Origin of the sequence: Chitinibacter fontanus (genome assembly GCF_013423785.1) — a bacterium.
Taxonomy (GTDB): domain Bacteria; phylum Pseudomonadota; class Gammaproteobacteria; order Burkholderiales; family Chitinibacteraceae; genus Chitinibacter; species Chitinibacter fontanus.
In genome coordinates, this window is record NZ_CP058952.1 from 1,600,213 (window position 1) to 1,614,395 (window position 14,183).

Annotated in this window: 15 protein-coding genes; 6 read left to right on the plus strand and 9 right to left on the minus strand. The window is 51.6% G+C overall.

All coding sequences use genetic code 11. The features are described 5' to 3' along the window. Positions 1–16: 16 nt before the first annotated feature. The 3 genes from oppB to HZU75_RS07415 all read right to left on the minus strand — a co-directional run bounded on the left by oppB (position 17) and on the right by HZU75_RS07415 (position 4,070). On the minus strand, positions 17–937 hold the full coding sequence (oppB, locus tag HZU75_RS07405) for an oligopeptide ABC transporter permease OppB (protein ID WP_180308492.1): 921 nt from the start codon (positions 935–937) through the stop codon (positions 17–19). A 363-nt stretch (positions 938–1,300) separates the two neighbouring features. After that, a complete protein-coding gene (locus tag HZU75_RS07410) occupies positions 1,301–2,908 on the minus strand; it encodes a peptide ABC transporter substrate-binding protein (protein ID WP_180308493.1) in 1,608 nt (535 codons plus the stop codon). Between the two features lie 160 nt (positions 2,909–3,068). After that, entirely contained in the window at positions 3,069–4,070 is a 1,002-nt protein-coding gene (locus HZU75_RS07415; RefSeq protein ID WP_180308494.1) for a porin, read from the minus strand. A gap of 704 nt (positions 4,071–4,774) precedes the next feature. Here HZU75_RS07415 and HZU75_RS07420 point away from each other — a divergent pair. The 5 genes from HZU75_RS07420 (at position 4,775) to HZU75_RS07440 (ending at position 9,681) form a co-directional block, all read left to right on the plus strand. Continuing rightward, positions 4,775–5,785, plus strand: a complete 1,011-nt coding sequence (locus HZU75_RS07420; protein ID WP_180308495.1) for an ABC transporter permease subunit — start codon at positions 4,775–4,777, stop codon at positions 5,783–5,785. A gap of 2 nt (positions 5,786–5,787) precedes the next feature. Further along, complete coding sequence (locus HZU75_RS07425; protein ID WP_180308496.1) at positions 5,788–6,714, plus strand: ABC transporter permease subunit; 927 nt, start codon at positions 5,788–5,790, stop codon at positions 6,712–6,714. A gap of 16 nt (positions 6,715–6,730) precedes the next feature. Next, entirely contained in the window at positions 6,731–7,714 is a 984-nt protein-coding gene (locus HZU75_RS07430) for an ABC transporter ATP-binding protein (protein WP_180308497.1), read from the plus strand. Then, positions 7,707–8,699, plus strand: a complete 993-nt coding sequence (locus HZU75_RS07435; protein ID WP_180308498.1) for a peptide ABC transporter ATP-binding protein — start codon at positions 7,707–7,709, stop codon at positions 8,697–8,699. Before HZU75_RS07430 ends, HZU75_RS07435 begins: the two co-directional genes overlap by 8 nt. Positions 8,700–8,814: 115 nt before the next feature. Then, the gene (locus HZU75_RS07440) at positions 8,815–9,681 is read left to right on the plus strand and encodes an HDOD domain-containing protein (RefSeq protein ID WP_180308499.1); all 867 of its coding nucleotides are present in this window, start codon (positions 8,815–8,817) and stop codon (positions 9,679–9,681) included. 8 nt (positions 9,682–9,689) lie between these two features. Here the strand turns inward: HZU75_RS07440 and HZU75_RS07445 are convergent, their stop codons facing one another. Genes HZU75_RS07445 through HZU75_RS07460 form a run of 4 tightly spaced genes read right to left on the minus strand, consistent with a single transcriptional unit; the run spans position 9,690 to position 12,840 of the window. Further along, entirely contained in the window at positions 9,690–10,598 is a 909-nt protein-coding gene (locus HZU75_RS07445) for a heme o synthase (RefSeq protein WP_180308500.1), read from the minus strand. Between the two features lie 10 nt (positions 10,599–10,608). Next, on the minus strand, positions 10,609–11,655 hold the full coding sequence (locus HZU75_RS07450) for a COX15/CtaA family protein (protein ID WP_180308501.1): 1,047 nt from the start codon (positions 11,653–11,655) through the stop codon (positions 10,609–10,611). Continuing rightward, positions 11,656–12,126 (minus strand): hypothetical protein, encoded by a 471-nt coding sequence (locus tag HZU75_RS07455; RefSeq protein WP_180308502.1) that lies wholly within the window; start codon positions 12,124–12,126, stop codon positions 11,656–11,658. A gap of 3 nt (positions 12,127–12,129) precedes the next feature. Beyond that, the gene (locus HZU75_RS07460; RefSeq protein WP_180308503.1) at positions 12,130–12,840 is read right to left on the minus strand and encodes an SURF1 family protein; all 711 of its coding nucleotides are present in this window, start codon (positions 12,838–12,840) and stop codon (positions 12,130–12,132) included. On the opposite strand from HZU75_RS07460, the gene HZU75_RS07465 reads away from it, so the two are divergent. Beyond that, the gene (locus tag HZU75_RS07465; protein WP_180308504.1) at positions 12,821–12,997 is read left to right on the plus strand and encodes a DUF2909 family protein; all 177 of its coding nucleotides are present in this window, start codon (positions 12,821–12,823) and stop codon (positions 12,995–12,997) included. The genes HZU75_RS07460 and HZU75_RS07465 overlap by 20 nt on opposite strands. Positions 12,998–13,113: 116 nt before the next feature. On the opposite strand, the gene HZU75_RS07470 is transcribed toward HZU75_RS07465, so the two are convergent. Both HZU75_RS07470 and HZU75_RS07475 read right to left on the minus strand, forming a co-directional pair. Beyond that, the gene (locus tag HZU75_RS07470) at positions 13,114–13,980 is read right to left on the minus strand and encodes a cytochrome c oxidase subunit 3 (RefSeq protein ID WP_180308505.1); all 867 of its coding nucleotides are present in this window, start codon (positions 13,978–13,980) and stop codon (positions 13,114–13,116) included. 28 nt (positions 13,981–14,008) lie between these two features. Continuing rightward, positions 14,009–14,182: a DUF2970 domain-containing protein gene (locus tag HZU75_RS07475; protein WP_180308506.1), complete on the minus strand. Its 174-nt coding sequence runs from the start codon at positions 14,180–14,182 to the stop codon at positions 14,009–14,011. Between the last annotated feature and the right edge of the window lies 1 nt (position 14,183).

The following is a 14,183-nucleotide window of genomic DNA, read 5'->3' on the forward strand; positions in this document are numbered from 1 at the left end:
CAACATAAGCCAGCCCTTAATAGCGAATTTTCGGGTCGAGCATTGCGTAAATCAGATCGACAATCAGATTAAGCAAGACCGCAAACACGGTGACCAACACCACCAAACCCAGCACCAAGGTGTAATCACGGTTTGATGCGCCATTCACAATCAGTTTGCCCAAACCCGGTAACGAGAACACGGTCTCGGTCACAACGGCTGACGCAATGGACGAAATCGTTAATGGGCCCATCACTGACACCACGGGCAGCATCGCAGGCTTCAATGCATGGCGCATAATCACAGTACGTAGCGGCAAGCCTTTGGCACGCGCAGTACGGATGAAGTTGCTATTGAGTACTTCGATCAAACTGCCGCGCATCACCCGACCAATCGTCGCCATATTAATTACTGTCAGCAGCGCAATCGGCAAGATCATGTACTGCACTTGGAAATGCTGCCAACCACCCGCGGGTAGCCATTTGAGCCAGACGCCAAAAATCAGCGCCATCACCGGGCCAATCACAAACGAAGGCACCGCACTCCCCAGATTACCGAGGAACATTACAAAGTAATCAATGATGCTGTTCTGGCGCAGCGCGGCGGTGATGCCGAGCAAAGTACCCACCAACAGCGCTAAGCCCATGGCGATGCCGCCGATGGTTAATGACACCGGTAATGCCTCTGCGACCAAGTCATTAACCGACCAGTCGGAGTAACGGAATGAGGCCCCCAGATCACCCTGCAGCAAGCCCTTGAGGTAGTACAGATATTGCTGCCACAGCGGTAAATCCAGATGGTATTTGGCGTTGAGATTGGCCAATACCGCTTCGGAAATCTTGCGCTCCGTATCAAATGGGCCACCCGGCGTGGCGTGCAATAACAAATAACAGACGGTAATCACCGCCAGCATGGTCGGAATCGTCGCCAAAAGGCGGCGTAGCGCATAAGACCACATGTTGATACTCCGAAAAAAACGGTTTACTTATTGTGCTCGGTAGTGGCACTGACGCCATCCGAACACGTCTGCACGAGTCAACTTCGCTGATGCGAAACCACTGCACAGGCTGAATTAACTTTGTACTGTTTAGTGCAAAAAATGATATTGCGCAGGATTAAAGTCTTTGCAAAATCAGAGGCTTTTCTGCACTTCTTTTGCCTAAGACACTACAGGGTATAGGCCGCAATGCAAATTGCGACGTTTCCGATTGGGGAATACTCCTAAGTAGTATCCCCAACCTCTAGCCGGTTTACGCCGCGGACAAAAACAAACCCCGACTGCATTAGCAGCCGGGGTTTGTTACACCTAAAACGGCAGTGTTTAGTGCTTGATAATGTAGTGATCTTGCGTACGACGACGCTCGGTCACGTTCTTCTCGTCATAACCGCCCACATAGGCTTTCACCAAGCGTGGGTAGGTGTATTGCAGCAATGGGATGATTGGGTAATCGTCCATCACCATGCGCGTACCTTCGGTCAGCAATTGGCTGCGTTTCGCCATATCTGTGGTCGTAGCAGCTTGTTTGAACAACTCCTGCGCTTTTTGATTGCAGTTTTTATTGTCGTTCTGGTCCGAACCACACTCGATCAACGTGGTGAACGAAGTCGCATCGTTGTAATCGGCAGACCAGCCATTACGCGCGATTTGATAATCGGCATCGTGACGTTTTTTCACCAGTACTTTGAACTCCAGGTTTTCCAACTGGGTATCCAGACCCAATTTAGACTTCCATTCTGAAGCCGCCCAGATCGCCATTTTCTTATGGTATTCATTGGTGTTGTAGACGAAGCTCAATTTGGTACCCGGTTTCACGCCAGCTTCAGCCATTAGTTTCTTGGCTTCTTCAACGCGTTTTGCCATTGGCCATTTCACCCAGTCATACGGTACCGCTTTAGCGCCAGCGACACCATTGACCATCACGCTGTATGCCGCAGGTTGACCATCTGCCGTTACTTTATTGGCCAGCAAGTCACGATCTAGAACCAGATTCAAAGCTTTACGCACGCGCACGTCTTTGAGCAATGGATCAGTATTGTTCAGGCTGTAATAGCGCAAACCCAAGCCCAATGAATTGCGCAACTCTTTCGGGAAATCGGTTTTGAGTTTAGCAAAGCTGTTAGGCGTGATTTCCAACGTCCAATCCGCTTCACCAGAGAGATACAGTTTTTGTGCCGCATCTTGTGATTCGATTGGCAGATAGCTCACTTTAGTGATCTGCACATTTTTCGCATTCCAGTAATTCGGGTTCTTTTCCGCTACCAGTTTGCTGTTTACTTTCCACTCTTTCAGGATGTAAGCACCGTTGCCAACCATATTGCCTGGTTTCACCCAGTCTTTACCAAACTTCTCAACTGTCGCGCGGTGTACTGGCGCAAAGTTAGGGTTAGCCAGCAATTCCGGCAGGAATGCCACGGGGCCGTTGGTTTTCACTTCAAAGGTGTTTTTATCAATCGCACGAACGCCCAACTTATCTGTTGGCATTTTGCCTTCAGCGGCTTCTTTACCGTTTACAAAAAACACACCGAATGCAGTGCTATAGTTTGATGCTTGTTTTGGATCGATGAAACGGCGGAAAGCGTAGACAAAATCATCCGCAGTAATCGCTTGGCCATTGCTGAACTTGGCATCTTTACGAATCTTGAATGTCCAAGTCGTGTCGTCGACACGTTTCCAGCTTTCAGCAACACCAGGCACCACTTTGCCAGAAGCATTAATGGCGGTCAGGCCTTCAAACAGATCGATGGCAATATTGGCACCGGGTACGGTTTCAACGTTAGCAGGATCGAGCGTTTCTGGCTCCGAACCATTGGTGCGAGTCAATTCTTGCGTTGGGTGCAGTTGCACCCCGTTAGGTACATTGGCAGCGAATGCAGCACCACCGAGCGCAAGCGCTACGGCGAACGTCATTGATTTCATAGTCCAGGTCATTTTTGCCTCTCAATTCATTTTGCGAATTTAATTAAGCAAGGGTATTGCTATACAAGTCATTCGAATTAATGGCTCAACAGCAATACCCTAAGCAGCCAACCCACATTCATCTGATACTAGCGGGTAGACAATCCAAGCAGGCGGATAAATCCGCCGCATATTAGAAGTTAGTCACGAGACCAACAGCCAATGTAGTTGAGTTATCGCCCAACGCTGGTTGCAGGCTATTGCCGGCTTCACCAAAATTCTGCTTATTAGCACCGTTGATGAAACTAGTCAGCTCAGTATAGATATATGACTGTTTAGACAGGTTGTAGGTATAACCCAAGAGTGCCAGTTGTGTTTCCATACCGTCTTGAGATTTGTCACCTGAGTTGTATACATAACCAACGCGGAATGAATTTTTACCAGCGGTGTATGACAATGTACCGCCAGCAGCCCAAGCTTTCACTTCTGGATCAGCAGCAGATGCTTTGGTCATGTAATCAGAGTAACGCAGACCATAGGCAAAACCATCCGCGAATTCGCCGTTGATACCCGCAGCAATCGTTTCACGTTTTTTGCCGTTGAACACGCCACCATTGCGAATATCTGAATCATGGCTAAACGCTACGTCCAGATTAATCAGATCGCTAAATTTGTAGTCCAGAGCTGCTGCGTAACCTTCTTCAGGTTCACCATCTTTAGATGGGTGCAAGAGCACGCCAGCAGAGGCAACCAAACCTGCTACGCGTGGTGATACGTATTTTATTTGATTGGTTGGGCGGCTAGCTGCGCCACGCTCTAGTACGTTACCGAGAGACGTGTAACCTTCAAAAATGTCGTATTTATTTACAGCCATACGCATGATCGAGTCATCACGACCAAAAGTGAATTTACCCAAATCAGTTGCGTAGCTAATGTAGGCTTTGCGGCTACCGAAAGTGCCGTTATCGCTCACACCGAGGAATGAAGACAATTCCCAGCCCAAGGTACTGCCATTGTCGAGCTTGTCTTGACCTTTGAAGTTGATAATAGAGCCATTATCAATCAGGTTGATGGTGCCTTTATCGCCGTTGTAGTTGTAGCCCAGCTCAAAATCGATAGTACCGCTTACACTTACTTCTGCTTGTGCAAAGCCAGCGATCAGGGCTGTCGCCAAAAAGCCGATTAGTGGTTTCATACGCATTCCGAAGTCTCTCTTATCAGTATTAAAAAATGCTGCGTTGGCAATATTCACGCTTTCTGTGATGCATTTTTTCACTGGAAACTGTTTTTTCGGCATTAGGGTAATCGGCAGTAGCCGGGCAAAAACCTTGTAAGAAAACTCCAAAAAATGCGCGAAAACCTTTGCGCAATCAAGACCTTTTACAATTTCATGACCAGTAGGCTAAAACTGATAAACGGTAGGTTCACACCGTACCGCATTTGCAACACCTTGTTTCATTTGAGAAATTTATGCCGGAAAAATATTGCGCCGAATCAAATGTATTTTTTTGCAAACTGATACGGGAAAATCCGAATAACACTGTTATGGTACAAGCCCCTAGGATTGTAAGACTTTAGATTGGATTATCACGGCTCATGTGTCTGACATAATTCAAGATTAAGCGCAGTGAATTAGGTTATTACCCGGCCCTATTCAGATGCCAGCTATTGAATGAGCCCACCCTAATTCATTCAAATCAACAATAAAAAATGCGGAGCCCGAAAACTAAGCAAGGGCGACCAACGCATAGGCGACAAGCCCGTTCTGACCTCAGTTTTTCAAAATTACTCGGGCAAACCCGAGCGACATCCAAAATTGAACGCTAGTATGATTTCTGCGCAATCAGTGTGATCGCAGGCAGCGGGCGCGAAGTTCAGGAATGGAGGAAATGCAAAACCATGTTTAATTTTATTTTGCGCCGTATTGCGGTCGTGATCCCGACTTTTCTGGGGGTGACACTACTGGCGTTTGCGCTAATTCACATGATTCCGGGCGATCCGGTGTTGGTAATGATGGGCGAGCGGCAAATCGACCCCGAGTTTTACAAAGCCGCTTTGCAACGCATGGGCTTGGATCAGCCACTCTATGTGCAGTACGGCCATTATTTACTCAATTTGCTACAAGGGAATTTTGGGGAATCGATCGTTACCCATGAACCTGTGCTGAGCGAGTTTCTCAAATTATTTCCTGCTACTGTCGAATTATCGATTTGCGCCATGATTTTCGCCTGTTTGATCGGCCTACCGGCTGGCATGCTGGCGGCAACACGTCGTGGCACCGTGATCGACCACGTAACGATGGGTGGCGCCCTCACCGGCTATTCAATGCCGATTTTCTGGTGGGGCTTGATTCTTATCATGCTGTTTTCAGTGCATTTGGGTTGGACGCCAGTATCTGGCCGTATCGCGCTGGAATTTGACATCACGCCTGTCACCGGTTTCATGCTGATCGACACGCTGCTTTCGGGCGAGGAAGGCGCATTTAATTCTGCGCTGCATCATTTGGTACTACCCGCGATTGTGCTTGGCACGATTCCGATGGCCGTGATTGCGCGGATGACGCGCTCCGCAATGCTAGAAGTTTTGCGCGAAGACTACATCCGGACTGCGCGCGCCAAAGGCTTAGGTCGCACGCGGATTGTCATTGTGCATGCACTACGTAATGCGCTGATGCCAGTCGTGACCGTCATTGGTTTGCAAATTGGTACACTGCTCGCGGGCGCCGTGCTGACCGAAACAATTTTCTCATGGCCCGGCATTGGCAAATGGCTGATCGATTCGATCTCGCGCCGTGATTACCCCGTCGTACAAGGCGGTATTTTGCTGATCGCCACTTTGGTTATTTCCGTTAACTTGCTGGTGGACATCCTCTACGGAGTGATCAACCCACGCATCCGCCACGCGAGGTAAGTATGAATACAAGCATTCCATCTACACCAAATCTAGACCAAGACGCTGGCGGAGCACTCAGCTATCCGTCGCCATTAAAAGAGTTTTGGCAATCCTTTAGCAGCAATCGAGGTGCGCTCGTTGCGTTGATATTTTTTCTGGCCTTGGTGCTGGCAGCACTTTTTGCACCGTGGTTAGCGCCACACTCACCTATCGAACAATATCGTGATGCCTTGCTCACCCCACCAGCGTGGGTACACGGTGGCTCATGGCAATATATTTTGGGTACTGATGAACTGGGCCGCGATATTTTGTCGCGCCTGATGCACGGCGCACGGCTGAGCTTAATGATTGGTGTCGTATCGGTGGTGCTGTCCCTGCTACCCGGGATTGTGCTGGGCTTACTCGCGGCCTTTTATCCCAAACTACTCGGCAATGGGATTATGCGCTTAATGGACATCATGCTCGCGCTGCCGTCTTTATTGCTGGCGGTGGCCGTAGTAGCCGTACTGGGGCCGGGGCTGATCAACACCATGCTGGCCATCGCGATTGTGTCGCTGCCTTCGTATGTGCGCTTGGCACGCGCCTCAGCGATGACCGAGTTGAATAAAGACTATGTTGTGGCCAGCAGGCTGGCTGGGGCCGGTAAATTGCGCTTGATGTTCAATACCGTGCTGCCCAACTGCATGGCGCCGCTGATTGTGCAGGGCACGCTGGGCTTTTCTTCGGCCATTCTGGATGCGGCAGCGCTGGGCTTTCTGGGCTTGGGCGCTCAACCGCCACTACCTGAATGGGGCACGATGCTGGCCTCCGCGCGTGATTACATCGACAGTGCCTGGTGGGTTGTCACCATGCCCGGCGTCACGATTTTACTGACCGTTGTGGCTCTGAATCTATTAGGTGATGGCCTACGTGACGCGCTAGACCCGAAACTGAAAAAACTGGCCTAAGGATGAGGATACAAGCATGAGTTTATTAGAGATCCGCAACCTGAATGTGAGCTTTGGCAGTACCGCCCACCCCTTCCATGCCGTGTCAGGGCTAGATTTAACGGTAAACCGCGGTGAAATTGTCGGGATTGTGGGCGAATCAGGTTCGGGTAAATCCGTCACGATGCTGGCAATGATGGGCTTGATTGATGCGCCAGGCCGCGTCACCGCCGATCAGTTGCAATTTAATGGGCAAGACCTGCTCAATATGAAGCCTGCGCAAAAACGCCAGATTATTGGTAAAGATATTGCGATGATTTTTCAGGATGCGCTGACTAGCCTTAACCCAGCGTATACCGTGGGATACCAGCTGATGGAGACCCTGCGGCTACATACCCCCCTGCGTGGTGCGGCATTGAAACGCCGAGCCCTTGAGCTACTTGAGCAAGTAGAAATCCCGGATGCCAAATCGCGGCTCGATGCTTATCCGCATCAACTATCCGGCGGGATGAGCCAGCGGGTGATGATCGCGATGGCCATTGCCTGTGAGCCCAAGCTGCTAATCGCCGATGAACCGACGACTGCACTGGATGTCACGGTGCAAGCGCAGATTATGGAATTGCTGGTAAATCTGCAAAAACAAAATGACATGGCGCTGATTTTAATCACCCATGATCTGGCCGTGGTGGCTGAAGTCGCGCAGCGTATGGTGGTCATGTACGCAGGTGAAGTCGTTGAAAGCAGCGCAACGGAAACCTTGTTCGCCTGTCCGCGCCATCCGTATACCCAAGCTTTGCTGTCATCCATTCCTGAGCACAGCAAAGGTGCGCGTCGACTGTCTACGCTAGCAGGCGTGGTGCCAGGTCAATACGACCGCCCGCAAGGCTGTTTACTCAGCCCGCGCTGCCCTTATGCCAAAGAAAGCTGCCACACGAGCAAGCCTGCACTATTACCCCTAGCAGGTACTAACGTGCGATGCTTTACCCCATTGGACGCCAACGGGATACCTACCCATGAATAATCCAAATCTAGCTACCGAGAATATTATTCTGGAAGCCAAAGCGCTCTCGCGCCACTATGCGGTGAGTAAAGGCTTTTTGAAAGGCCATGCCACAGTCAAAGCCTTGAACGATGTCTCATTCAAACTCGCGGCAGGCAAAACACTGGCCGTCGTTGGTGAATCGGGCTGTGGTAAATCCACGCTGGCACGTCAGCTTACCTTGATTGAAGAGCCCAGCTCTGGGCACTTGGTGATTGATGGAGTTGATATTGCAACAGCCAACACCACATCGCTAAAAGCACTGCGCCCCAAAGTGCAGATGGTATTTCAGAACCCTTTTGCCAGCCTCAACCCACGCAAACAAATTGGCACGATGTTGGCCGAGCCCTTGCTACTGAATACCGATTTAAATGCAGAGCAACGCGAAGCGCGCGTGCGCGAAATGCTTAAAATCGTCGGCTTGCGCCCTGAGCATTATCACCGCTACCCGCATATGTTCTCCGGCGGGCAACGCCAGCGGATCGCCATTGCACGCGCGATGATGCTTAAACCAGCCGTGCTGGTTGCGGATGAACCCACTTCGGCGCTCGACGTGTCAATTCAGGCGCAAATTTTGAATCTGTTTATGGATTTGCAAGACGAGCTAGGCACTGCCTATGTGTTTGTCAGCCACAATCTAGCGGTGGTTGAGCACATCGCCGATGATGTGATGGTGATGTATTTTGGCAGCACGGTGGAATATGGCGATAAGAAAACCATTTTTGATCAGCCACTACATCCCTATACCCGTGCGCTGATGTCCGCTACGCCGGCTATTCGCCAGGAAGATCGCCGGGTCAAAATTAAATTAACCGGCGAATTGCCGTCGCCACTTAACCCACCAACTGGCTGCGCCTTTAGCACCCGGTGCCCGCACGCAAATGAGCGTTGCCAGAGCGAAACCCCGGTCTTGCGCCCCTTGGCAAACCGAATGATCGCCTGCCACCACGTGGAAACCATTGTGTAAGTGCAATCCTTGCTGCGGCCGTGCGCCGCAGCAATGCCACTGTCACGAAAGCATATTGGTACTCAGACGCTGAATTGACTATGCTTAAGAAGTCGCCCGCCTTAGTTTGAACATCATGTCTATCCTGCAATTTGCCCACAAAACCGCAGATCAGCTCAACGAAGAGCGCCTTGCCATGCTGATCGACATCGCCAAAGAACTCGAAGGCGAAGTGATTTTCCCCATCTGTTTTGACGCGTCGGTGCAAATTAGCACCGTTATGAAAAGTAAAACCGCCTCAATTCAACGCATTGCGCATGAAATTCAGAAAGACCCGCTGATTACGGCCAAAATCCTGAAACTGAGCAATTCGGTCGTTTATAACCCAATGGGCAAAATGATCGCGGAGCTCAATTCGGCCCTCACACGGGTTGGCATGGAAACCGCACGCTCAGTTGCACTCGCCTGTGCGATGCAGCAATTGATCCGCTCACGTGACCTCACCGCTTTTGATGAGCTTTCATCACGGCTATGGATTCATAGCCTGAAAACCTCGATGATTGCTCGGGTGATTGCCCGGCGCCTGACGCGCGTCAACCCAGAAGTTGCGATGCTCGCGGGGCTGGTACATGACTTAGGGGCTTTTTTCATGCTCGATCGCGCCGGACGCTATCCTGAGCTGATCGAACGCCCCAAAACGGTGGAATATCTGGTTGCCCAATGGCATGAAAGTGTGGGCAATATCCTGCTCGACTCGTTAGGCTTACCCGAAGAAATCGTCGCGGCAGTCAATGAACTTGACCAACCACGCAATTTCATTGAAACACCGCGCACACTCAGCGACGTGGTGTATATCGCCAATTTGTTTGCGGGTGGCTTTGAGGAAATGCGGAAACTGGATATCCCCAATTTGCAGGAACCCAAAGAGCTTAGCTACGCCAAGTACACCGATTTAAGTGCTGAAATGGAAGAAGCCTGCCAGGAAATGATTAGCCTATTCTGAGGCATCACTTAGAACAGCATGCGTGACAGGTAGTGGTCCAGCAGCAAGGCCAAAAACAAATATCCCAGATAAGCTATCGAAATACGGAATAAGCGCTGCGCCATCAGATCAGCCAGCGCCTCGCTGTGTGCACGATAAACACGCCATGCCCCCTGTACAAACCATAGATTTAACCCCAAAGCAGCGCATAGATAGAGCGTACTACTAAATTGCAGCGCCACAGGCAGTAGGGTTGTCGCCACCAAAATCCAGCTATACAACCAAATGGCTAAGCGCGTAAATGCTCGACCATGCGTCACTGGCAGCATTGGCAACCCGACCTTGCGGTACTCTTCCATCCGGTATAAAGCCAGCGCCCAGAAATGCGGTGGTGTCCAAGCATAAATAATCAGAAACAGCGCAGCCGCTTCGGCTGAAATACTGCCGGTCATTGCCGCCCAGCCTAAAATCGGCGGCATCGCCCCAGCTGCGCCACCAATCACAATATTCTGCGGACTAGCCGGTTTTAGCCAACGGGTATAGACCACGGCATAAGCAATAAAGGTGGCTAGCGTCAAATACAGCGTAAGGGTATTAACAAATAACGCTAAACAGAGCGTGCCAGCCATGGTCAGCACCATGGCGTACAAAGCAGCCCATTCGGCACTGAGTGCCCCGCGTGCGAGCGGGCGCAAATGCGTGCGCAGCATTTGTGCATCACGCTTCGCCTCAAACAGACAATTGGCCGCCGCCGCCCCACTTGCTATCAGACCAATACCCGCGAGTGCCGCCAGCATGGTGGCCCACGCAGGAGCACCATCGCTAGCCAGCAACATGCCAATCCAGGCGCAAAATACAATCAGCGCCACCACTCGAGGTTTACCCAGCCGATATAGCTCGCGCCAGTGCGGGGGGTTTTGCAGGCTTATCGCAATCATGGCACACACCTCAGGGTTGAGAGTCGAGCAGTGAAACGGTGGCTTGCTGAGCCACAACCAGTGATCTGACCGCTGGTTTATTGAGTTCTGCGGTTGCAATCGGCGCTGCCCGTACCCAGCCATATACCAGCACACCGAGTAAGGCCGCGGCCCCGCTATGATGGGCTAGCGCCAAGAACAACGGCAAACCAAGCCAAACATTGGCAATGCCCAAAGCAATTTGTAGCAGAAGCAGGAAACCAAGGGCTGCGGCATAGCGCGGCAGCAAACGCCATAACTGCCATACCAAGCTCAGCACCAAAACCAGCACCAGCAAAGCACCCAAGCGATGTAAATAATGAATCGCAGCCAGATGCGTCAGGTTTAAGGCGCTGCCGTCCGCAGCCAAGCCTAACGCCCGATCAGGCCGTAGTGCGGCCCCCAGCCCGGCAGGTAACTGCCAGCTATCCAAGCATTGCGGAAAACCATCGCAGGCGAGCCCTGCGTAATTACTAGAAACCCAGCCACCCAAGATTATCTGCCCAGCCACCGCCAACACCGACAGTCGCCATAGCCAGTTCAGATCGCGTCCCAAGTACCAGCGCTCAGCATTACGGGCAAATATCACCAACAAAGTCATCAGCAAGGTCATACCGCCAACTAAATGCCCTGTCACCACCGCAGGCATTAATTTCAGCGTCACCGTCCACATCCCAAATGCGCCTTGCAACACAATCACCAGCAGGGGAAGCAGCGCCAGCCACGGGTTTAGCCCCGCATGTCGCCGATCGCGCCACAGACTAAAGCTTAGCCCAATCATCAATACTCCCAGCCCACTGGCTGCATAGCGATGGATCATTTCTTTCCAGCCTTTACCTACATCGACCGACATACCAAAATGCCGCTCGGCGTGGCTGATTTCATGAGGCTCATCTGGCACGCTAAAATGCCCATAACAGCCTGGCCAATCAGGGCACCCCAGCCCTGCATCTTGCAAACGCACATAGGCGCCCAAGCTCATTAACAAGAACGTCCAAATAAGCGCAAGCAGTAACAAACGGCGGCTAATCACACTCATTTAACCCAAACCCTGATTATTTTTCAGCACTTTGCCAATTTCACGCAGCACCGACTGCCGCCCTGCCGCATCTTGCAGTTGCTGCGGTAAATACCGCAGCACGGCATTACCATGGGGGTCGATCAAATACAGTCCACTGGGCATCACTCGATCAGGCGGCAAACAGGCCGTCACCGCGAGGCGTTGCTGATCTCGCCCCTGCGCCAGTCGCAATTGCCGCGCCGACTGCAACAGCGGGGCCAAATCAGCATTCGCAGCGCCAGCCGAGGTGCATTGCGATTCAATATGCGCCAACAATTGCCAAGTACGTTGTGCGCTAGGAGCAACCATTGGCTGCGCTAATAATTGGCCATAGGTGTCACCCCCTTGCGGGCGCGCATAGTGCCAAGCCCATTGCGCAAGCCCTAGCGGCGCAATACATAGACCCAGTATCACCATTAGAACCAATCTGGATTTAGCTTTAGCCAACATACTCTAGCCTCTTAAATAGTGGCGACGGAACAAATAGGTGCCAATCAGCGCCAACAACCCCCAAGTCAGCGCATACGCCCAATGCCTAGCAACCCCAAAAGGCCGCTCAGGCTCAATGGCCAACAAGCCTGAGCTGGCCTGATCTGCCAGCGCATAGGCCTCTGGCAGCGGCAAATAGGCCCAGGCAGCAAAACGACCAGGGTCAAGATTTTGAAAAACCCGGCCTTCAACTGTGTTGCCTCCTAGCTCCATATACCGTGGCCAGGCCTGCGCTACCACTTTGGGAGCGGCTTTTGGAGTGGGTGGAATGCCTTGCTCCTGCACATTCCACCAGCCACGATTGACCATCACGATGACCCCATCCTGTAACTGAAATGGCGTAATGATGTGATAACCCACCTTCCCCGCACGGACACGGTGATCGAGCCAAATTTCATATTGCGGCAACCACTGACCTTGCAATTGCACTGGGCGCCATAAGGGCGGGCTCCCCCTGCTCCAATGCATCATCGGCAAACTTTGTAAGCGAGCAATCTCGGCGAGTTGCAGCTGTTTTTCATGCGCCCGCCATATTTGCCAAACACACAATAGGCTGGTCAATATAATCATGGCCACCAGCATGATCGCACCCTGCCATTGTTTCCCGCGCAAAGTAGCCTTGGTTTGCCTAGGCTGAAGCTGAGGAGGATTTGGAATGAAAATTGTCGCCATCATGCTGCTCCTTGCTATCTTGCTCTCGCTGGGGCAGGCCTTACTGCGTTTGATTCGCGGCGCATCTGGCCCGATGTGGCGGATGCTCGCTTGGCGCGTCGGTCTGTCGTTGGGCTTATATTTCTTGCTGCTGCTTGCGCACTGGCAGGCTTGGCTGTAGCACGCAGATGCTCTGTTTATAGCCTGCAAGCGCGCGCCGCTGATCACCTAAAGACTAAGGTAAAAACCCTACACAAACTGCACTCAACTGGCTGGCAACATCACGACCAGCACCGCCTAGAGCACATAAACAAATACAAATAACCCTAACCACACCACATCGACAAAATGCCAATACCACGCGGCGGCTTCAAAACCAAAGTGCTGTAACGGCGTAAAGTGCCCCCGCTGTACCCGCAACCACATGGTAGTTAAGATCAATGTTCCGACCAGCACATGCATCCCATGAAACCCAGTCAGTAAATAGAAGGTCGCGCCGTATGCACCTGATGCCAAGGTCAGCTTAAGCTCACTCCAGGCATGCTGATATTCGTACGCTTGCAAACACAGAAATAACACTCCAAGCACGATCGTGAGACCCAAGCCTAGGCTTAAAACTCGGCGTTGCTGTTGCAACAAGCCCCAATGCGCCCAAGTTAGGGTGACACCGGAGGTCAACAATAATGCCGTATTGATTGCTGGCAGACCAAACGGATGCATAGCTTGGTAAGCCGCCGATTTAGGCCCCGTCGCCATCGGCCAATCGGCCTGAAAATTTGGCCATAACATTCGTTGCGTTTCACTAAAAAAGCCCAGCTCCGGAACCGAAATAGTGCGGGTATAAAACAAGGCGCCAAAAAAGGCGGCAAAGAACATGACTTCAGAAAAAATAAACCAGCTCATTCCCCACCGAAAGGAATAATCCACCTGCTGGCCATAGCTACCACTTTCAGACTCGTGCACCACATCACCGAACCAACCGATCAACATCCACAGCAAAACACCAGCCCCAATCAATAGCACCCATCGCCCACTCGCTACCTGATTGATCGCTAAGGCCGCGCCAAGCCCCAAACAAAATAGTGCCACCGCACCGACGATGGGCCACCGTGAAGGTGATGGCACAAAATAATGTGCATCATGAACTGCGTTCTCTACATTCATTGCTCACCTCCTACCTTGTGCCGTTGGCCTACTGTTGCGTAGTCACCAGCGTATGTACCAAGCCCCACACCAACAGCGCCAAGAGCAAACCGCACAACAATCCGGCCACCAATAGCTGCCAAATCTGAACTGGCCGCCGTGATTTTTCCCTGCTGCGAACGCCAAAAAAAGCGGCCAATACTGCTTTGATGGCCGTCCACATC

Bases quoted from the DNA above. Each gene is read 5' to 3' on its own strand.
- HZU75_RS07445 (WP_180308500.1), bottom strand. From the start codon at position 10,598: ATGATTGCGATAAGCCTGCAAAACCCCCCGCACTGGCGCGAGCTATAT.
- HZU75_RS07415 (WP_180308494.1), bottom strand. From the start codon at position 4,070: ATGAAACCACTAATCGGCTTTTTGGCGACAGCCCTGATCGCTGGCTTT.
- HZU75_RS07450 (WP_180308501.1), bottom strand. From the start codon at position 11,655: ATGAGTGTGATTAGCCGCCGTTTGTTACTGCTTGCGCTTATTTGGACG.
- oppB (WP_180308492.1), bottom strand. From the start codon at position 937: ATGTGGTCTTATGCGCTACGCCGCCTTTTGGCGACGATTCCGACCATG.
- HZU75_RS07435 (WP_180308498.1), top strand. From the start codon at position 7,707: ATGAATAATCCAAATCTAGCTACCGAGAATATTATTCTGGAAGCCAAA.
- HZU75_RS07465 (WP_180308504.1), top strand. From the start codon at position 12,821: ATGAAAATTGTCGCCATCATGCTGCTCCTTGCTATCTTGCTCTCGCTG.
- HZU75_RS07430 (WP_180308497.1), top strand. From the start codon at position 6,731: ATGAGTTTATTAGAGATCCGCAACCTGAATGTGAGCTTTGGCAGTACC.
- HZU75_RS07455 (WP_180308502.1), bottom strand. From the start codon at position 12,126: ATGTTGGCTAAAGCTAAATCCAGATTGGTTCTAATGGTGATACTGGGT.
- HZU75_RS07425 (WP_180308496.1), top strand. From the start codon at position 5,788: ATGAATACAAGCATTCCATCTACACCAAATCTAGACCAAGACGCTGGC.
- HZU75_RS07440 (WP_180308499.1), top strand. From the start codon at position 8,815: ATGTCTATCCTGCAATTTGCCCACAAAACCGCAGATCAGCTCAACGAA.
- HZU75_RS07420 (WP_180308495.1), top strand. From the start codon at position 4,775: ATGTTTAATTTTATTTTGCGCCGTATTGCGGTCGTGATCCCGACTTTT.
- HZU75_RS07475 (WP_180308506.1), bottom strand. From the start codon at position 14,182: ATGTGGACGGCCATCAAAGCAGTATTGGCCGCTTTTTTTGGCGTTCGC.
- HZU75_RS07460 (WP_180308503.1), bottom strand. From the start codon at position 12,840: ATGATGGCGACAATTTTCATTCCAAATCCTCCTCAGCTTCAGCCTAGG.
- HZU75_RS07470 (WP_180308505.1), bottom strand. From the start codon at position 13,980: ATGAATGTAGAGAACGCAGTTCATGATGCACATTATTTTGTGCCATCA.
- HZU75_RS07410 (WP_180308493.1), bottom strand. From the start codon at position 2,908: ATGACCTGGACTATGAAATCAATGACGTTCGCCGTAGCGCTTGCGCTC.